10 protein-coding genes are annotated in these 16,815 nt (G+C 56.4%); 2 read left to right on the top strand and 8 right to left on the bottom strand.

Annotated features, from left to right (window positions below; all coding sequences use genetic code 11):
* Positions 1-121: 121 nt before the first annotated feature.
* A complete protein-coding gene (gene pabB / locus WBG04_RS21380; protein WP_424316805.1) occupies positions 122-1,390 on the bottom strand; it encodes an aminodeoxychorismate synthase component I in 1,269 nt (422 codons plus the stop codon).
* A gap of 118 nt (positions 1,391-1,508) precedes the next feature.
* On the opposite strand from pabB, the gene WBG04_RS21375 reads away from it, so the two are divergent.
* Both WBG04_RS21375 and WBG04_RS21370 read left to right on the top strand, forming a co-directional pair.
* The gene (locus tag WBG04_RS21375) at positions 1,509-2,639 is read left to right on the top strand and encodes a hypothetical protein (protein WP_424316803.1); all 1,131 of its coding nucleotides are present in this window, start codon (positions 1,509-1,511) and stop codon (positions 2,637-2,639) included.
* 9 nt (positions 2,640-2,648) lie between these two features.
* Positions 2,649-4,124 carry an SUMF1/EgtB/PvdO family nonheme iron enzyme gene (locus tag WBG04_RS21370; protein WP_424316801.1) on the top strand — a complete coding sequence of 492 codons (1,476 nt, stop codon included), beginning with the start codon at positions 2,649-2,651 and terminating at the stop codon, positions 4,122-4,124.
* A gap of 79 nt (positions 4,125-4,203) precedes the next feature.
* On the opposite strand, the gene WBG04_RS21365 is transcribed toward WBG04_RS21370, so the two are convergent.
* The 7 genes from WBG04_RS21365 to WBG04_RS21335 form a co-directional block, all read right to left on the bottom strand.
* Positions 4,204-4,401: a hypothetical protein gene (locus WBG04_RS21365; RefSeq protein WP_424316799.1), complete on the bottom strand. Its 198-nt coding sequence runs from the start codon at positions 4,399-4,401 to the stop codon at positions 4,204-4,206.
* Positions 4,402-4,670: 269 nt separating this feature from the next.
* Positions 4,671-6,257, bottom strand: a complete 1,587-nt coding sequence (locus WBG04_RS21360; protein ID WP_424316797.1) for a GNAT family N-acetyltransferase — start codon at positions 6,255-6,257, stop codon at positions 4,671-4,673.
* Positions 6,258-6,375: 118 nt separating this feature from the next.
* Positions 6,376-8,106 (bottom strand): cation:proton antiporter, encoded by a 1,731-nt coding sequence (locus WBG04_RS21355; RefSeq protein ID WP_424316795.1) that lies wholly within the window; start codon positions 8,104-8,106, stop codon positions 6,376-6,378.
* Between the two features lie 105 nt (positions 8,107-8,211).
* The gene (locus WBG04_RS21350; RefSeq protein WP_424316793.1) at positions 8,212-9,996 is read right to left on the bottom strand and encodes a BACON domain-containing protein; all 1,785 of its coding nucleotides are present in this window, start codon (positions 9,994-9,996) and stop codon (positions 8,212-8,214) included.
* 161 nt (positions 9,997-10,157) lie between these two features.
* A complete protein-coding gene (locus tag WBG04_RS21345; protein ID WP_424316791.1) occupies positions 10,158-12,440 on the bottom strand; it encodes a hypothetical protein in 2,283 nt (760 codons plus the stop codon).
* Positions 12,441-12,506: 66 nt separating this feature from the next.
* Positions 12,507-14,735 (bottom strand): LamG-like jellyroll fold domain-containing protein, encoded by a 2,229-nt coding sequence (locus WBG04_RS21340; protein ID WP_424316789.1) that lies wholly within the window; start codon positions 14,733-14,735, stop codon positions 12,507-12,509.
* Positions 14,725-16,632 (bottom strand): WG repeat-containing protein, encoded by a 1,908-nt coding sequence (locus tag WBG04_RS21335; protein WP_424316787.1) that lies wholly within the window; start codon positions 16,630-16,632, stop codon positions 14,725-14,727. The genes WBG04_RS21340 and WBG04_RS21335 overlap by 11 nt, the downstream gene beginning before the upstream one ends.
* Positions 16,633-16,815: the final 183 nt, after the last annotated feature.

Below are 16,815 nucleotides of genomic sequence, written 5' to 3'. Positions count from 1 at the left end.
TCCCGAAGGTCGGGAGGCAACAACATGGGCGAATCGTGGTCGATATTGACGAACTTGGCTGCCATGCCCCGAGCATAGCAGCCGCTATCCAATTCGTCACTGGTCTAAGTCCGACAGACTGCTAGACGCCGAGCGCGATCCGAATTCCAGCGGCCTTGTGCAGGGTTTCGGCATACTCTTCCAAAGGGTCAGAATCCGCAACAATGCCGGCTCCGACGTGGAAACTCAGGCGACTTCCCTCCCTCACCATCGTCCGGATCGCGATATTGAACTGGCTCTCCCCATGGTAGCCAAAATAACCGATTGCCCCGCAGTAGAGACCGCGCGGCAGGCCCTCGAGCTCAGCAATGATTTCCATGGCACGCCGCTTGGGTGCACCGGTGATGCTTCCTCCGGGAAAACAAGCGGCCAGCGCATCAATCGGCCCACAATCGGGAAGAAGCCGCCCGCTGACCGTCGATACCAGATGATGAACCTGCTCAAGCGTTTCAAGCTGGAGCATCTCATCCACCGACACACTGCCGAACTCGCAAACCTGACCGAGATCGTTGCGCAACAAGTCCGTGATCATCACCAGCTCGGCAATCTCTTTGGGAGAGGTCTGCAACTCATACGCCGACCGACGATCAACCGCCGCATCAGGAAAGCGCGGTCGCGTCCCCTTGATCGGCCGCGTCTCGATGCCACTCCCTGAAATCCGCAGGAAGGTCTCCGGAGAAGACGACAGCACCTCACGACCATCAAGGGAAAGCCACGAACCCATCGGCGCAGGCGATGCATCGCGCAGCGCCTCATAAAGCCCGAACAACGAGGATCCTCGTACTTCAGCCTCGAAGCGTTGCGAAAGATTGACCTGATAGATATCACCCGCCGCGATCCACTCGCGAATTCGTCTAACCGCATTGACGAATTCCTCCTGACTCCAGTTCGCCCTTACCTTTTTGATCTCGTAGGCCGACTCACCCGGATCGGGATTGATCCGCTGCGAAAGGCCTCCGACTTCATGCCAGCCTCCATCATGCGTGTGAACCAGCATCTCCGGGTAATCGCCAAAAACGTAGTCCCCTTCGTAATCGACCCAGCCACAGAGTCCGCCAAGCGGGGAGCCACGGTCCGCGGAGGGCTCGTCCGACCTCCGCCTCAGCACTTCCTTGAGCCGTTCCCGGTCTTCCTGACGATGGATCGATCCCTTGAACAAGGCACTCGGGTCGGCGGCGATGATCGAAACCGGATTCCCGTAGGTGGAGGGCAAGTTCCCCGCAGTGTCGAAAAACACCATACCCGGCAGATGGCGCAATCCAGCCGCGACCTCGACGGGCGTGAGGGATTGCAGACTTGGAGTTTGCCGGAGGCCCGGTCGATTCACGCGGGCACCTGTAGCCCAGCTCACGAAAGTTCCAAGCGGGAAGGGCTCATGCGGGCGATTTTCGGCTCACTCTCCACGCACCCAGCTGCTCCCGCGCACTCCCGCCTTGCTAGCATCGGGGCGGAATGGCTAGCGTTTTGCCATGGGTCAGCCAAAAGCCTCTCACCACTCCACGCTCACCTTTCGCCTGGCCTGCTGGGTGCTCGGCCTGATCGCCTTCATCCAAATCATCACCGCCGGGGTCGCCCTCGCCGTTCGGGTCGAGAATGCGCGCGAGGTCCGCATCGAGGAAAAGATCGTCACCAAAATCGTCACGGTGGCCGCCCGCCCTGCAGAGAAATCCAAGGTGGAAGCCGGTCCCGTGGTCGCCCTACCACCACCGCCACCGATCCCCGCCGAGGTTCCCCTTCCTCCAGCCCGCCCACTGGATGCCCCGCCGATCGCTGATGCGAGGGTGGAAAAACTCGTGATGGAAGGTCGTGAAGCCCGCGTTGCCGAAGACATGGGACGCGCCATCATCAAGCTGGAAGAAGCCCGCTCCATCGATCCTCAGGAACCTAACACTCTCTACGAACTCGGCCTCGTTTACGAAACGATGGCAGCCTACGACACCGATTTGGCCGAGAAAGCCGCAGATGCCTACCAACTCGTCTACAACCTCGGCACCGATGCGGGCGCACTCTACCCCCTCGCCGCCGCCAAGCTCCGCGATGGCATCGCACTTCCAAAAGAAATGCGCGGCAAACTCGCCCTCGGCCGCGTCCGGATTTTCAAGGATGACACCTTTCAAGACGGCGAACGCATCGTCGTCACCGTCCCGGTCAGTGCCGCTCCCGGCTCCGAACCCGATGCGGATGATTTCTTCGTCAAAGTCGAGTTCTTCGACAAGTCACGCAACGACGAACCCCAACCCGCGGGGCCGAACTGCATCACCGACTACGAATGGGTCAGCGGTGACATCGACTGGCTCGGCGGTGAAGAGATCCTCCAAGTCACCTACATCCTGCCACCGCAAGAGGCCGGGCAAGATCACCTTTTCGGCAAGCGGAACTACTACGGACAGATCGTCGAACTCGTCTACAAGAATGAACTGCTCGATAGCCAGGCATGGCCCCGCCACCTTGCAGCACGCTCGAAGGTCGAGCCCCAGCAGGGCTTCGATCCACTGTTTCTCGACAGCGAATTCGATCCGAATCTCGGAGTCCTCCCGCCACTTGAAAATGAGCTCGAACTCCCCCCCATCCTCGACGAACTCGGCCCCCCTCCACGTTGATCACGACTCATGGAAGAACGCATTGTTGGTGACTACCGCCTGATCCAGGTCATTCAAACCGGACCCGAGTCCACCACCTGGCTTGCCGAGCAGACTTCCATCGGCCGGGAAGTCATCGTCATCGAGCTGACCGACTTTTCGAAACGGGAATCTTTCCTCGGCGATACGCGCATCAAGGCTTCCGTCGACCACCCGCTGATTGGCTCCGTTTATGAAGCCATCGCCGATGACAGCCACTGCCTCGTCGCCATGGAAAAGCTCCCCGGGAAGACCTTGGCCGAGCGACTGGCGCTGGGTGAAACGATCCTCCCGATCGAGTTTTCCCACCTGCTTCGCATGCTTTCCGAAGCCATGCTCCACCTCGCCGCGAAGGGCGTCGCCACCGAGCCCCTGACTCCCGAGGCAATCCATTTCGACAAGCAAGGCGTGCTCCGCATCGGCAACATCGCCTGTGCCGGAACCCCCGATCTCTATGCTGCCGCGCACGATATCGCCCGCCTCGGCGAGGCCCTACCACCCATCGTCCCCACCGGGCGGCCAGGAGCCAGCCGCGCCCTGACCGTGCTCGCCTGGATGCGCGGCGAAGGCGTCGAACGGGCACTCACCTGGGAGGAAATCCACTCCTACAGCGAACAGATCGAAAGCCAGCTCGTTGGGGTTTCCCACGCTCGGTCTCCTGAAACCAAGCGCATCCGCACCAAAAAGTCGCCACTTCCCACCATCCTCGCAACGCTCGCCGGACTCGCCATCGTCGCTGTCGCTCTCGCCTTCATGAATAAGGGAAAGGACATCGCGCCAGCAGGTCCAGCCCCCGTCCTGCCGGAACCCGTCAGCATTCCTGCCGGCACCTACCCCCTCCCGGATGGAGGCAGCGAAGAACTCAAAGCCTTCCAGATCTCGGCCTGCGAAGTGACCATCGGCGAATACCTCGAGTTCCTCGAAACCCTCGAACTTCTCGATCCCGAATCGCGCAGTATTTTCGACCACAAAGACCAGCCCGCCGAAAAGTCCGGACACCAACCCGCGGATTGGGAGGCGATCCTTGCCGCCGCGCGTGAAAAAGGCACCTGGGACGGCCGACCCATCGACCTCTTCTGCCCGGTCTTCAATATCGACTGGTGGGACGCCGCGGCCTACTGCGACTGGAAAGGCGGACGCCTCCCGACTCAGGAAGAATGGTTCGCCGCGCTACGTGAAAAGGTCAAGAAACCCGAATTTCTGCAACCTTCCAGCTGGGGCCCTGTCACCTCCATCGGCATGGACGACAAAACCCCGAACGGCCTTTACGGCATGGCCGGGTCGGTCTCCGAATGGACCCGTCGACCCGCAGCCAATCCTGCCAACCCGCTCGGCAAAAAGCGCTTCGTCACCATAGGCGCCTCATTCCTCAAGAAGGACAACGGCGCCCTCGCCCGCGATTGGACCGATGACCGCCTGCAGCGTCGTCCGGACCTCGGCTTCAGAATCGTTTGGTCTGCCGAATAGATCCCCCCGGATCCTTCGGGCAGTCTCCCCCCAAACGTTTGAAGCGGTCCCCCCGGACCATGTGAAAAGCCCCCCGGCTTTAGAAAAAGGTGATTCCGACCACGATGATCGAGGTCATCGCGGTGGCGAACATGCCAATCGTCACCGTCAGCAAACGGCTCAGCTTGGCTTCGACTTCCGGAGAAGCCGGTTGATGAGCGCTTGATCCCGCCTCCAACGCCATCGAACGGCCAGAGGCCACCGCTACGCGAAGTTCTTGGTTCAGATCTGCAGTCATTTCGTTCATCTAAAATACCAATCGGGCCAGAGCATCGCTATTTCCAAATATTCGTCAATTACTTACCTACTGGATCGCGTAGCTGCCACGGCACGATGCGCGGCATTTTTCAGCGAAATTCGCTGATAGTTAGATACTTACTATACATCTCGACCGGTGAATCACCGAATCGAGGCGCATAAAATTTTATCCGGAGAAACTCAAATTTCCGGATTAGGTCGAAATCACCCGTCAGTGAACGCCATCACCATCTGGCGGAGCCTTCAGCTTTAAAGACTCCCCTCTTCCGCGCCCTTTGAGATGATCTCGTTCGCGAGCTTGTTGTGGAATTCGAAGAGATCACGGCGGCGATCGCTCACCGGAGTCACGGCGCCACTTTGGCGGGATCGGTAGAGATCGGAAATGTCCAGATCGGTGACCAGCATCGTCTCGACGTTCGGATCGGCCTGCGCCTGAATCCCATCGCGCGCGAACTCGAAGTCGCTCGGAGTGAAGACCGCTGCCCGACCGTAGTGAATATCCATCGCCGGCACATCCGGCAGGTTGCCGACCACGCCGGCCGTCGCCACATAGATCTGGTTCTCGATCGCACGCGCCGCCGCACAAGTGCTCACCCTCAGGTAACCCTGACGGTTGTCGGTGCAGTACGGGACAAATAGTATTTCAATTCCCCGATCTGCCAGATAGCGGGCGGCTTCCGGGAACTCGACGTCATAGCAGATCAGCACTCCGATCTTCGCTTTCGGAGTCTGGAGCACGATCAGCGAATTACCGCCGGAGATCCCCCACCAGGTTTTTTCCGATGGAGTGATGTGCAATTTCGGCTGGCAGATGTAGGTGCCGTCCGGCTTGAAGATCATCGCGGTATTCTCAAGGCGACCGTCCGGCTGCTCGACCGGGTGCGATCCAGCGATCAGGTAAAGCCCCTGCTCCCGCGCCAGCGATCCCATCAGTTCGACGAACTGATCGGTGAACTCCGCCAGCTTGCGGATCCCTTCCCGCGAACCCATCGGCTCCAGTCCGCTGAGCATCTGCACGGTCAGAAACTCGGGAAACAGCACAAACTCCGCGCCATAGTCTTCACCCGCCGTCTCGACAAAATAGCGCACCTGATTCGCAAACTCCTCGAAGCCGCTGAGCTTGCGCATTTTATACTGCACGCAGGCAACCCTCACCTTCGTACTATCCTCCCCTTCGCGGGGCTGGTAGTCCGGGTTGAGCCACTCGATGAGGGTGGCGTAGTCCTTTGAAAGCGTATCGCGGATATAGTTCGGCATCACACCACGCACGGCAAAACCCTGCGCGATCTGAAAGCCAAGCACCGGGTCGTCGATCTTCCCATCCTGCACCTGCCAGACATATTCCTCGGGCGTCAGCTTGTCGGCATGCTTCGAATAACTCGCCATGCGTCCGCCACAGAGGATCCGGCGGAGGTTCAATCGGCGGCAGAGATCCCGTCGCGCTTCATACAGAATCGCACCCAGACCGCCCCGCCTGATTTCCGGATCCACATAGACTTCAGCTCCATAGAGCGTGTCACCCTGCGGGTCATGATTGTAGAAATAGCCGTCATCCGTGATGCCGTAGTAGGTGTGCTTGCGCAGCGGGTTGCGTCCCAGGTTCACGATCAGCGAGGAGGCCGCCCCCACGATCTTCCCATCCAGCACCGCAACCAGTTGGCCTTCTTCAAAGACGTCGAAGTGCGATCTCAGTTGACCTTCTTCCCACGCCCCGTCCTCCGCCACCATCTGCGGAAAACAACGACGATGCAGCGCGGTCAAAGCCGGAATGTCCGCCACACGCGCATTCCGCACCACCACCTTGCCATTCCGGGTCTCGAAGTCCTTGGGTAACACAAGTCCAAGAGGGACGCTTTCGCTCCGACCCACAATCCAAAAAACAGCGATCCGCCATTCCGTCGATCAAAGACAAAGCTCAACCGACTGCCGGGGCGGGCCCTCGCGACCAAGGGGTTCAGGAAGCAGCAACGATCTCGCGCACTTCTTCGTCCTCAAGCTCGGCTCGCTGGTAAACGCCCATCGCGGAGCGAATCATCGCCCCGCCACTCTCCCGCTCATCGTGGATTACGTTCACATCGAGCTTCTCCAAACGCTCGACTTCGCTCGCAAACTTCGCTCTCGCAAAAACACAGATGCCGGAGTTTCGCTCCCTCACCAGCGGCAGGGCAGCCGCCGTCAACTCAACCGCAGGAAAGGTGAATGCCACCATCCTTGCCCGCTCAATCCCCGCCAGATCCAGCGCTTCAGGATGGGTGGCATCGGCGAACAGCACGCGTTGACCCGCTCGCTTGAGCTCCCTCACCGTGTCGGCATTCAGCTCCAGCACGAGGGTCTCGACGCCACAACGCTTCAGCGCTTCGTTCAGCGCCTTGCCCACCGGACCGTAGCCGCAGATCACCGCATGATCCTCGAGAATCCTGATCGCCTTCCCGGGCTCAAGACCCGCTGGCGCCTTCTGATGCGCCTTCACCCAACCCTTGTCTTCAAGCCATTTGCCAAAAGGACCCGCGCCCTTCATCAAACTCGGGACGATCCCCATCGAAACCGCCGTGCAGGCGAGCAGCATCTGCTGCACTGCTGGATCGAACGGACGGAACTCTCCCGCTTTCGACAACAGCACCAGGGAAAACTCTCCCGTACTCGCCAAGCTCGCACCCGCCAGCAACGCCGGCCGCATTGGCAACTTCAACAGACGCGTCGCTCCCACCAGAATACTGCCCTTCACCACCAGGATCACCAGCGTTCCCAGCAACACATAAACCCACTCCTGCATCACCTCCTCAATATCGATCAGCAGACCCACCGAAACAAAAAAGATCGTCAGGAACAGATCCTTGAAAGGCAGCACGTCCGCCATGATGCGGTGCGAATAAATCGACTCGCTCACCACCAGCCCGGCAGCGAAGGCTCCCAGTGAAAGCGAAAGATCAAATGCCTCGCCCGCCAGCGCCACCGCCGCACACAGAGCAATCACCGTCAGCGTGAAAAGCTCCCGGCTCCGGGTCCTGGCCACGGCATGAAGAATCGCCGTGTTGCCATAGCGACCGAATAGCAGCGCCGCTCCAAGAAATAGAATTCCCTTCGCAAGAGCGATCAGGATCCCTCCAACCGGAAAACTACTACCTGCACCGTAGATTGCTGGCAGGATCAGGATGAAGAGGATGACCAGCAGATCCTGAAAAAGCGCAATCCCGAGCGAGGCCCTGGCACCCGGGTTCTGAGGCTGTCCCATGTCCTGAAAGGACTTCATCGCCACCGCCGTGGAACTGAGTGCGATCGCCACCGCCACCACCGCGATCTCCGGCCCGGGAAGCCCCGCCCAATAGGCCATCAGACCACCGAAGGCCCCACAAAGCGCGACCTGAAGCCCGCCACCAAAAAGCGCGATCCGCCAGAGGTGGCGCAGTTCCCCGATCGAGAACTCGATTCCCAGCGTGAACATCAGCAGGATCACCCCCAACTCACCCAGCATCCCAATGATCGGATCGTCCTTGTCCGCCCCCACCCAGCCCAGCATCCCACTGTTCGCAATCAGCACCCCGACCAGGAAATACCCGACCAAGACGCTCTGGCGGACCTTGGTCAGCAGCAGTGAAACCACCACCGCCAGCACCAGCACCATCGCCAACAACCCGAAAAACGGCGTCACCGAAGAATCCCCAGACGCCAAAAACTCCATCACCATTTCCCGAACATCCTAGGCACCCAAGCCGCAAGCGCGATGCCAATATTCTCAACTTCGGGAAATGACGACATGCCCATCCCATTCGGGCATGTCCCCTCTACCCACTCATTCCACATCAGCACGGAAGTAAGCTCGCGATTGTTTCCTTTCAATGGCTACCGACATTTCAACTCCGGTCCCGATGAACTCAATCCCGGTATCCGCCCACTCGACTAGATCGTCCGATGTTTCAATGCGGTAGCGCGCACCATTGACCGTTTCGATGGCCAGGATGACCGCTGGAAAGATCGAGAGCGCGGGTTCCTTGGCCGCGCCTTGGAAGTCTCCCGCAGGATTCTGGACGAGGACATGAGCCACTCCTGCGATCATCACGGTTGCCTCTCTCGGTGAACCAGTGAGATTCGCAGCCAATGAAAACGTCACGTTACCACTACCCGTTCCAGAATTCAGCGAAGCGGTCGCCCATGCCGGTAGTCCACTGACCGACCAAGAACCCCCAGTCGTGATTTCAACGGTAGTGCTGCCTGTGCCCACCACCAGCGACGAACTCGCGGAGATGGACGACACCCCAGAACCTGCAGGGAATGTCGCATGCAAACCATAGGATCCGGTGACAAAATCCTCATCGGCACCACGAACAAGAAGGAAATAGGTTCCGGCAGTGACCGAGCGCGAAATACTCATGTTCAGGTCCGATCCAAAGTTGTCAGAATAATCGATCTGAGTGCCGTTTGAGTTGTAGAGCCGCGCAAAGGTATCGGTGGTTCCCGTCGTGAAAAAACTGATCGCACCCGCGGAAGTGCTGAACTTGAAAAGATCCATATCCCCCGCCGGATTGATCACTGCGGAACGGCTACCCGAAGCAAGGATGTTAACGGCCGTCGATGGCTGGCGAATCTGGATCTGGTAGCTTCCAACTTGGGCAGTGCTTGACCCTGAAACCACGCACAACCAGTAGCGACCGGGCGAATAAACACCGCTAATCTCGAAATTCCCATCAGCACCCCCGTTGTCATCGTAAGCAATCTGCGATCCCTCGGAATTGTAGAGTCTGCCGATGACGTCGGTGGTTCCCGTTGTGAAAATCCAGCACCGCCCGCCTGCAGTGACGTCAAATTGATAGATGTCAAGATCCCCTTTGATCGCCAGTGATCCAGAATGGGAGTCTCCAGAAATCCGCGCCGCATTCGCATAATTCCGCCAAGACAGGGTGTAGGAACCCATACGAGCAATGGTTGATCCACCCCGAATCATGAGATACTGGATATCCCCAGCCTGTGAGCTTCCACTGATCAATGCATTGCTATCGACTCCACCGTTGTCATCGTAGGCAACTTGGTTCCAGTTCTGATCATAAAGGCGCATGACCGTATCGGTGGTTCCCGTGGTAAAAATCCAGTCTAGCCCGGCCGACGGACTAACGAGGCGGTAAACATCGATTTCACCGTTTTCTCCCAGTTCTCCGGAAAAATTCGGTTCGGTGAGCTCCGTAGCGCTCAGGCCGCCACGGAAATGGAGTTTATAGGCTCCGGTATTCACCAAGGAACTCCCGCCCTCGATCCTAATGTAGTAGGTTCCCACGCCGAGGACCAGTTCGACCTCCGCGTTGTAACCCGTTCCCCCACCGTCGGAGTATGCGATTTGATTACCGCCAGAGCCGTAGACGCGAGCGATCGTATCGGTGGACCCGGTCGTGTAGATCCAGTGGCGACTGGGATTCGTAACGACAAGCTTGAACCAGTCATGATCCATTGCCGTTTCCAGAATTCCCGGCGAATCGATCTGACTGATCGTGGTGGCGGTGGCGAGGGTGGATCCATGGTCGTCTCCCAAGGCAGTTCCGGAAAGAATAACAATGGCCACAAGGGTGCTGATGAGGTTCGTTTTCATATCGTTTCGCCAATTACTTGGGATCCGCCCTCCAGCGGTTGCAGAGAAAAACCAAATATTTCCGATTACCTACAAAAACCGGCAAACTCACCCACCCTCGCACCCCCACAAATCCCGATCCTTACCTATTCGGCGTGGCCATGCTCAGCGTGCTGAAGTGATCAATCAATTTCCGCGACCCGCCAGAATCGGCTCGATTCACCTGGTATGATCGCTCCTGCCATCAGCGAAGACTCCGTGCCTGCGACCATTGCTGATCCTTCCACCATCGACCAAGATCCACGGACCATTGTCGTACTTGTCTCCAAGCGGTATCCACGACCCGGCTTAGAAACAAACCCGATCTCGATCCGTCCGGCGACCCGATCAATCGACTGGCTCAAGATCTGAATCGGAGCTTCCAGTGATTGATCCAATTCGAGGATTTGCCACTCCAGTTCGCTCCCGTTTGCCGTCACCGAAAACACCCTCGTTCCACTGATCGTCAGGCCGTCTCCATCACTGATCCGAAGTCCATCGAGAATACTGGCTTCCACCTCCACATGGCCATACGGGTCCATGATCAATCCTTGAGTCTCCACATGGCTGTTAGGTGTCCACTTTTCCCAAAGCACCAGTCGCCTACCATCCGCTAGACCTACCATCTTTGGCCGCGAGGCGTTCTCCGTTTCCTTGTCGGAGTAATTCGTCAGCCACCGGACTCCCCGGTACTGCTGCCGAACGTAGCCGCCGCCAAAATTATAAAACCCAAACGGAGGTGAATCCGTTCCTTCGCTCAGAATCATCCCGGACGGCACCATATACTCCGTTTGCGACATTGCATCGAAACCGGGTGCCACCAACAAATAGCCGATGTTCCTCGCTTCATTGAGCGCCCCCGTCGCTAGGGCATTGTCAGTGCTGGCTTCTGATGAAAATAGAACTCCGTGCCCTTCCGTTCCGGATAACAAATCGCCCACCTCAGTATAGGTTCGGTTGTCGTTGGATGCCAGACCGCTCTCGTAGTGGCGCGTCTTGTAAGTGTAGATGACCTTCCCCTTCTTACTGCTTGTCCGAATCCGATCCAAAATCAACCCACGGGGATAATTATCGCCCAGTGAGACGTTTAGAAAGTCTGTGCCATCGTGGATCACCCGGCTGTCAAACGAATGACTCGAATTCTGGCCGTAATTTCGCATCAACGACAGATTCCCCGCGTCGTAAGTCACGATGATCGAACCCTGATGCCCATTGTCCATCCCCCGGGAATAGATCACACACAGTTTGCCTGCCGCATGGCAGAGCCTAACGCTGTCCCAATAGTCGGACATGCCCGCGATGTTGAGTGCACCAGATGCCGTATTCTGTGAGACGGAGAGTAGCTGCATTCCATCGGGTCCTGTCTTAATCAACTGCACCTGTGGGCTGCTGCCCGCATCGTAGTTTACATAGAAAAGGTTCCCCACCCCGTCCCGAACCACATTACTGAAGCGGCCTAACAAACCCGGAAGAATCACAGTCTCATAGCTGAGATCAGCCCGAACCGTCGTAAGCCGAAGTCGACCATCGTTCGTATCCTTCCACGCGATGGAAACTCCCCCGTCGAGATTGGCAAAACTACTCAGTCCTGGCTTCGCCCCATAGGCATCCCCGGGACGGCGACCAGCAATGTGTGAATTCTCAGGGGCACCCGCCGCTGACACGTCGATCTTCAAAGCCGTGGCCCGAGCCAACTTTGTGTGCGAGATCCTTGCGGCAGAAACTCCAGTAGCTACCGCTGTGTCAGCACGGTATCTCGCCGATTCCGGCAGGTGAAAAAACAAGCGAGGACTCTTCAAATCATGCAGCCGCATACCGGGAATTTTCGTGAATCCACCTACCACCACATCCGCTGCCGCGATCCTCGCCTCCACTACCACCGTGTGGTTCTTGAAGTCATGAATCTCTTTTCCCGAAGGAACCACCTCTCCTTTCGGAATCGCACTATAAACCACGTAGTCATCAGCCGCCGGAAATTCGAAAAACAGATCACTCCCTGACGCGTAGAAGGAGAACTGCTCCGCCAATCTCGGAACTGAAACCTCATACGCCGCCACTTGCGGGAGCCGGCCTTCCCGATCAACAAGCACTCCTGTCTTCACCTCGTATCCCTCCGCACTCCATGAGTTGCTCGTCCAGTAGTTGTTTTGCGCGAAGATCAGCGCGATCCCCAGATCTCCCACCATCCCAGCCGGCGCACCCTTACCTTTTCCCGGCAAAAACTGCGTGGTCAATGCCCGGAACTCAAGCGATGAAATCCGTTCCGTATCCTCAAGCACCTCGTCCAGGCGGGACTGAGCTCCGACGTGCATGGATCCTGCCACCAGAATCATCTGCATCAGGAAAGCCCAACTGAGACTCCGGTGCTCCAGGGTATCTCGTATACTGGAGCGGAGGATTTCGACGGAGAGTGTTGTCGCTTTCATGGTGATACCTCTTACTTGGATACACTGGGCCTGCGGTTTCACAGAAAAGACAAAGATTTGCACCGCCTATCGAGAATACACCACATCCGGCCCAGCCCGGTAGCTCGCCAGCACTTCTGCTGCCGTCAACGCCTTGTCGTAAATTCGGAACTCGTTGTAGAACCCCACAAATGTTGGATCTCCTCCGGAGCTCCGCCCTAGCCAATTATTGTTGTCTCGGAAATCCTTGAGGAACCCCTCCGGCATCGAGCTTTTTGCCAGCAGGTAGCCGTCAAGATAGAGAAATTGGGTCCCCCCGACCCCCACAGATTTGTCATCCGAATCCAGAATCATCACAAAGTGGCGTTCACCGCCAATATTCACATCCAATCCAGAGTCACTGAACCAGCTTTTGCTTCCCATATTCAGAAAGCCGAAGAGGTCATTGTCTCTTGCCCGCTGGGAAATGCCGATAGCGGCATAGTCACCAGCACTTCCCGCAGCCGTTGATTCACCCTTAGTAAGGACTCCTCGTTCGAATCGAAAGAACGCACACCAGACCTGCCACTTGGTAGGATTACACCACAACTCAAAGGCAATCGGGCCATCAATCTTATCAACCAGTCCATTGGGCAAATCAACAAAAGCATCCTCGGTAATGTCGGCCGATTTCTCGCCACTATTCTTCGAAAGATCCAATTGTCCATCGATAAAAGATGCGGTGCTAGACCTCGGATCAACCATAGTTCCATGAGCACCTCCAATCGAGTCACTCAAATCCCCGTCGAACGACCACCGATGAACAGGAACAGGAGCCTTGGTTTCGACGGGACTGGGATTCATCAGAAATAACTCTGGTTCAAGTGCAGCTTTCGAGATTCGAAGCTCCGCCATCAATCCGAACCATCGCTCAGACGCATTCCAGCCCGAAGCGCCAACTAGAATCTGCTGCCCTCCAAAGAGTTCACCTCCCACCTCTGATTTTATACTCAGAAGGTGATGATCAAAATACACTCTAACCTCCCCTGCCTCACGATTAAAAACCAAGGCCACGTGATGGAAGGAACCATCACACAGGGAAGTCGGCCGACCGAAGCCAACCTTCTCAGGAATCAATCCATTCAGTCGCCAGAGCAGTTCGCTGGGCGGGCTATTCCACCCACTGGGTTTAGGCTTCGCTAGCTGCACAACTCCAGGCTCATCGTAGTTCAACGCCGTTGTTGAAACAATCGGGCTCCAATCGTCTTTGACGTCGTTGTGGGTAACGATCGCTTCGATGGTGAACGATGAACCAACGAATTCGTCGACTTCCAGCGGAGTCGTCACATGATCATCCTTGCCATCGAAGTTCAGCCCGCCGGTCCTAGCCCATCCGCTGCTTCGGGTAAGATTCCCAGCGCCTGCTGCCAAATTGTCAAATCCGACCAATTTCCCATCGCGTCCCTTGTTAGAAAGGTCCTTCACGATTCCTCCACTGCCATCATTGAAGTCATAGTGAAGCAGCACATCATCGTTAATTGAAAGGCGCTTTGCCTGGGCGATGCTCTCCGCGTCGAGTCTGGAAAATGGAAGCGTAGCCTCCCGTCCACTGCTATTCACCACCACCGCCTCACCATCCAAGCCCACATAATCTCCGGCAAGCTCCTTACCATCCAAACTTCGCCAGACGAAAGTTTTAGTCGCCGCACGCTGAGCAGTCGGCGACACGGGAACCGGGCTAGGAGGCACCCAACCTTTGGGGGAGATGAACACACCATCATCTCCAACCCGAAACTGAAGATTTCCTGCATTGCAAAGAAACTCCAATGCCTCTCCCGCCGTAACATCACGCAGCCCTAATGCACGGATCGCAATCGCTGAATCCGCTGATGCCACCCATCGGTTGGGTCCTTCTAAATGAAACGTGACGCCCCGAAATTCAGGAGATCCTCCTTCGGTATCGAGTTCTTTGGATCGAACGCTTAGGTAGTTCAGCAAATTGGAAAGCCTCTCATACCTAAGGCCAAATTCCGGGATCACGATATTCTTGAGTTTCTTCTCTATCCTTTTTACGCCCGGCTTGAATGCTCCGTCAGCAACCCTCTTTCGGATCCCCTCAATCTTCTCTGAAGATTGCTGATGCTCTGGCATCATCCTCAATGCCAGCTTCCAGCAAACAAGAGCGGTTTCGTAATCGCCGCGCGTTTCCGCCGCCTCTCCTCTTGCAAATAGCTCCTCAGCCTGTTTCTCGGCGGTGAGACCAAAACACGAACCGCCAAGCACGAGGAAAAATACGGCAGCCATCCAGCTGCCACGGATCATTGGATCAGTTTCCATGATTCTCTTGCTTTGAAGGTTCGTTAATGGCTGCTGCCCGGTTAACTCGGGCGTAGCCCCATTTCGGAGGGGTCTCAGTGACAACAAGCCCATGACGGAACCGCGGCGGTGTAATCTTATCACTGTTCGTCCCGAAGCGGGCGACACGGACCCTTTCGTTATCTTGAAAAACCCAATCGCCACGAGCATTGATCAAGCCTCCTTCAGCCTTCCCTCCTCCACCCTTGACGGAATCAGACCAAGCAGCCGCAACTCCATTAGCCACCCAAGCTATCCTGTCTAAGCTAGGCTCAATGATCCGCAAATCGTGAGGAGGACTGTCTGCGATTCGGACCAGTCCATACTCACCTTCAGATGTTCTGATTGGAAGTGCTCCATCAGCAAATTCATCACCCCGTGAATCATACCAAGGCCGCCCCCAAGGACCGGTCATTACTTTTCCCGTGTCATCCACGAGCCACCATTCGTTGGCCCTAATTCCCCACTTCAATGGGGTCCCGTCATTTCTGGCGATCTCAGTCCCGTCATTGACGATGTCTTTGTCATTATGCTTCGCAACCCATGCCGTGATTGGATTCAGACGTGCCGCATTCCAAGCCACTGGATCAAAATCACCAATCGGGGCATCCAAAGTCCTTGAGAGTCTTTCATGGACTGATCCAAAACTCGAACGGCGTTCATTGGGAATGGGATCCACCACCATGTTCCCGTCTCCATCAATCAAACACCAAGTGCCAGCAAGAGCCACCTGTGCAAGTGGTCGCACTTCCTTTTTGCCGGGCCCCATCACCCGCCAATCTTCGAAATCAGAAACCGCATCCCATATCGAATCTACGACAACCTCGCCATTAGTATCAACGAATCCCCACAGGCCATCCTTCTCTCTCTGTACTGCCGCAAATCCCTGCTTGAAATCAGAAACAACATTCCACTCCGGATCCACAACGGTCTTTCCTTCGGCATCGATAAATCCCCAAAGCCCGTCATCTTCGTTCTGAACCGCCGCCATTCCTTGTTTGAATGACTTCACTTCCTTCCATCTAGGTGGGGAAATAACCTTTCCTTCAGAATCGATGAAGCTCCACAAAGCCTCCTTTTGCACTGCCGCTCGCCCTTCGGCAAAGGGTCGATATCTCTCCCACGGGCCCTCCCCAATCTGTTCTCCTGCCGGGTCAATCAGGCGCCATCCATCCTCATTGTGGATCAGAATGTTACCCTCATCAAAATCCCAACCATAATAAGAACCTACGATGATATGCCCGAGATCCTGGCCACTATCATTGGTAAGTCGCCATTCCAAATTTTCCAGGTTCTCACCCTCTCCCACCCCTATCATTAGCAAGCCCCTTTCGGCACTCTGCCAGTTCCAGTACAGCCGCTTAGCATTAGGAAAACCTACTTCCTTACCACTTTTGGGATCGAATAAAATCCATTCCACAGCGCCACCTGGCTTTTCACGCCGAAACACCACCCGATCCGGACCGTAGAAGTCGACATACTTCACGTCGCCAAGACTCTCAGGTAAGGCGCGTTTGCCGTCGGAATCAAGAATGACGGTCTCATCCCCACTCTTGGCTTCAATCCAAGGTGAAAGAAATCGCCTCCCTCCCCTCCAACGACTCAGGGCTTTCCCATCTTCGGCGAGCGTCGCAGTATTCACTGTGAGGATCCGAAGCTGATCCCACTCAGCCTTCACTCGAACGGTTCCCGTCTGATCCACTAATCCAACTTTGTCACCCACACGGAATTTCACCCATTCCGGGGAGAGAATTTCCACCCCGTCCCAAGTCGGCTCAACCAAGGTCTCTCCCTTCGTATTAATCAGCCCATACTTCGCGGGCGCGGTGTAGGGAATATGCCAATCCCGAAAGTCGGAGTCATCGGAAACATCTTCCATCACGGAATCCGAGTTGCCACCTAACAGACTTAGTCGACTAGAACTCCTGGGAAATTTTTCGTGCCTTCCCCAGTAATCACTAAGCTCGTCGCTTCTTAGAGACCACCCAGAAGGCAACTTGAGGGACCAACCGCCCTTATCGACAGAATTGGAAACCACTTCTCCTTTCGAATTCCAATAAAC

The sequence above is a fragment of the Haloferula sp. genome (genome assembly GCF_049672945.1).
Lineage (GTDB): Bacteria > Verrucomicrobiota > Verrucomicrobiia > Verrucomicrobiales > Akkermansiaceae > Haloferula.
This window is presented reverse-complemented; position numbering and strand designations above follow the sequence as displayed.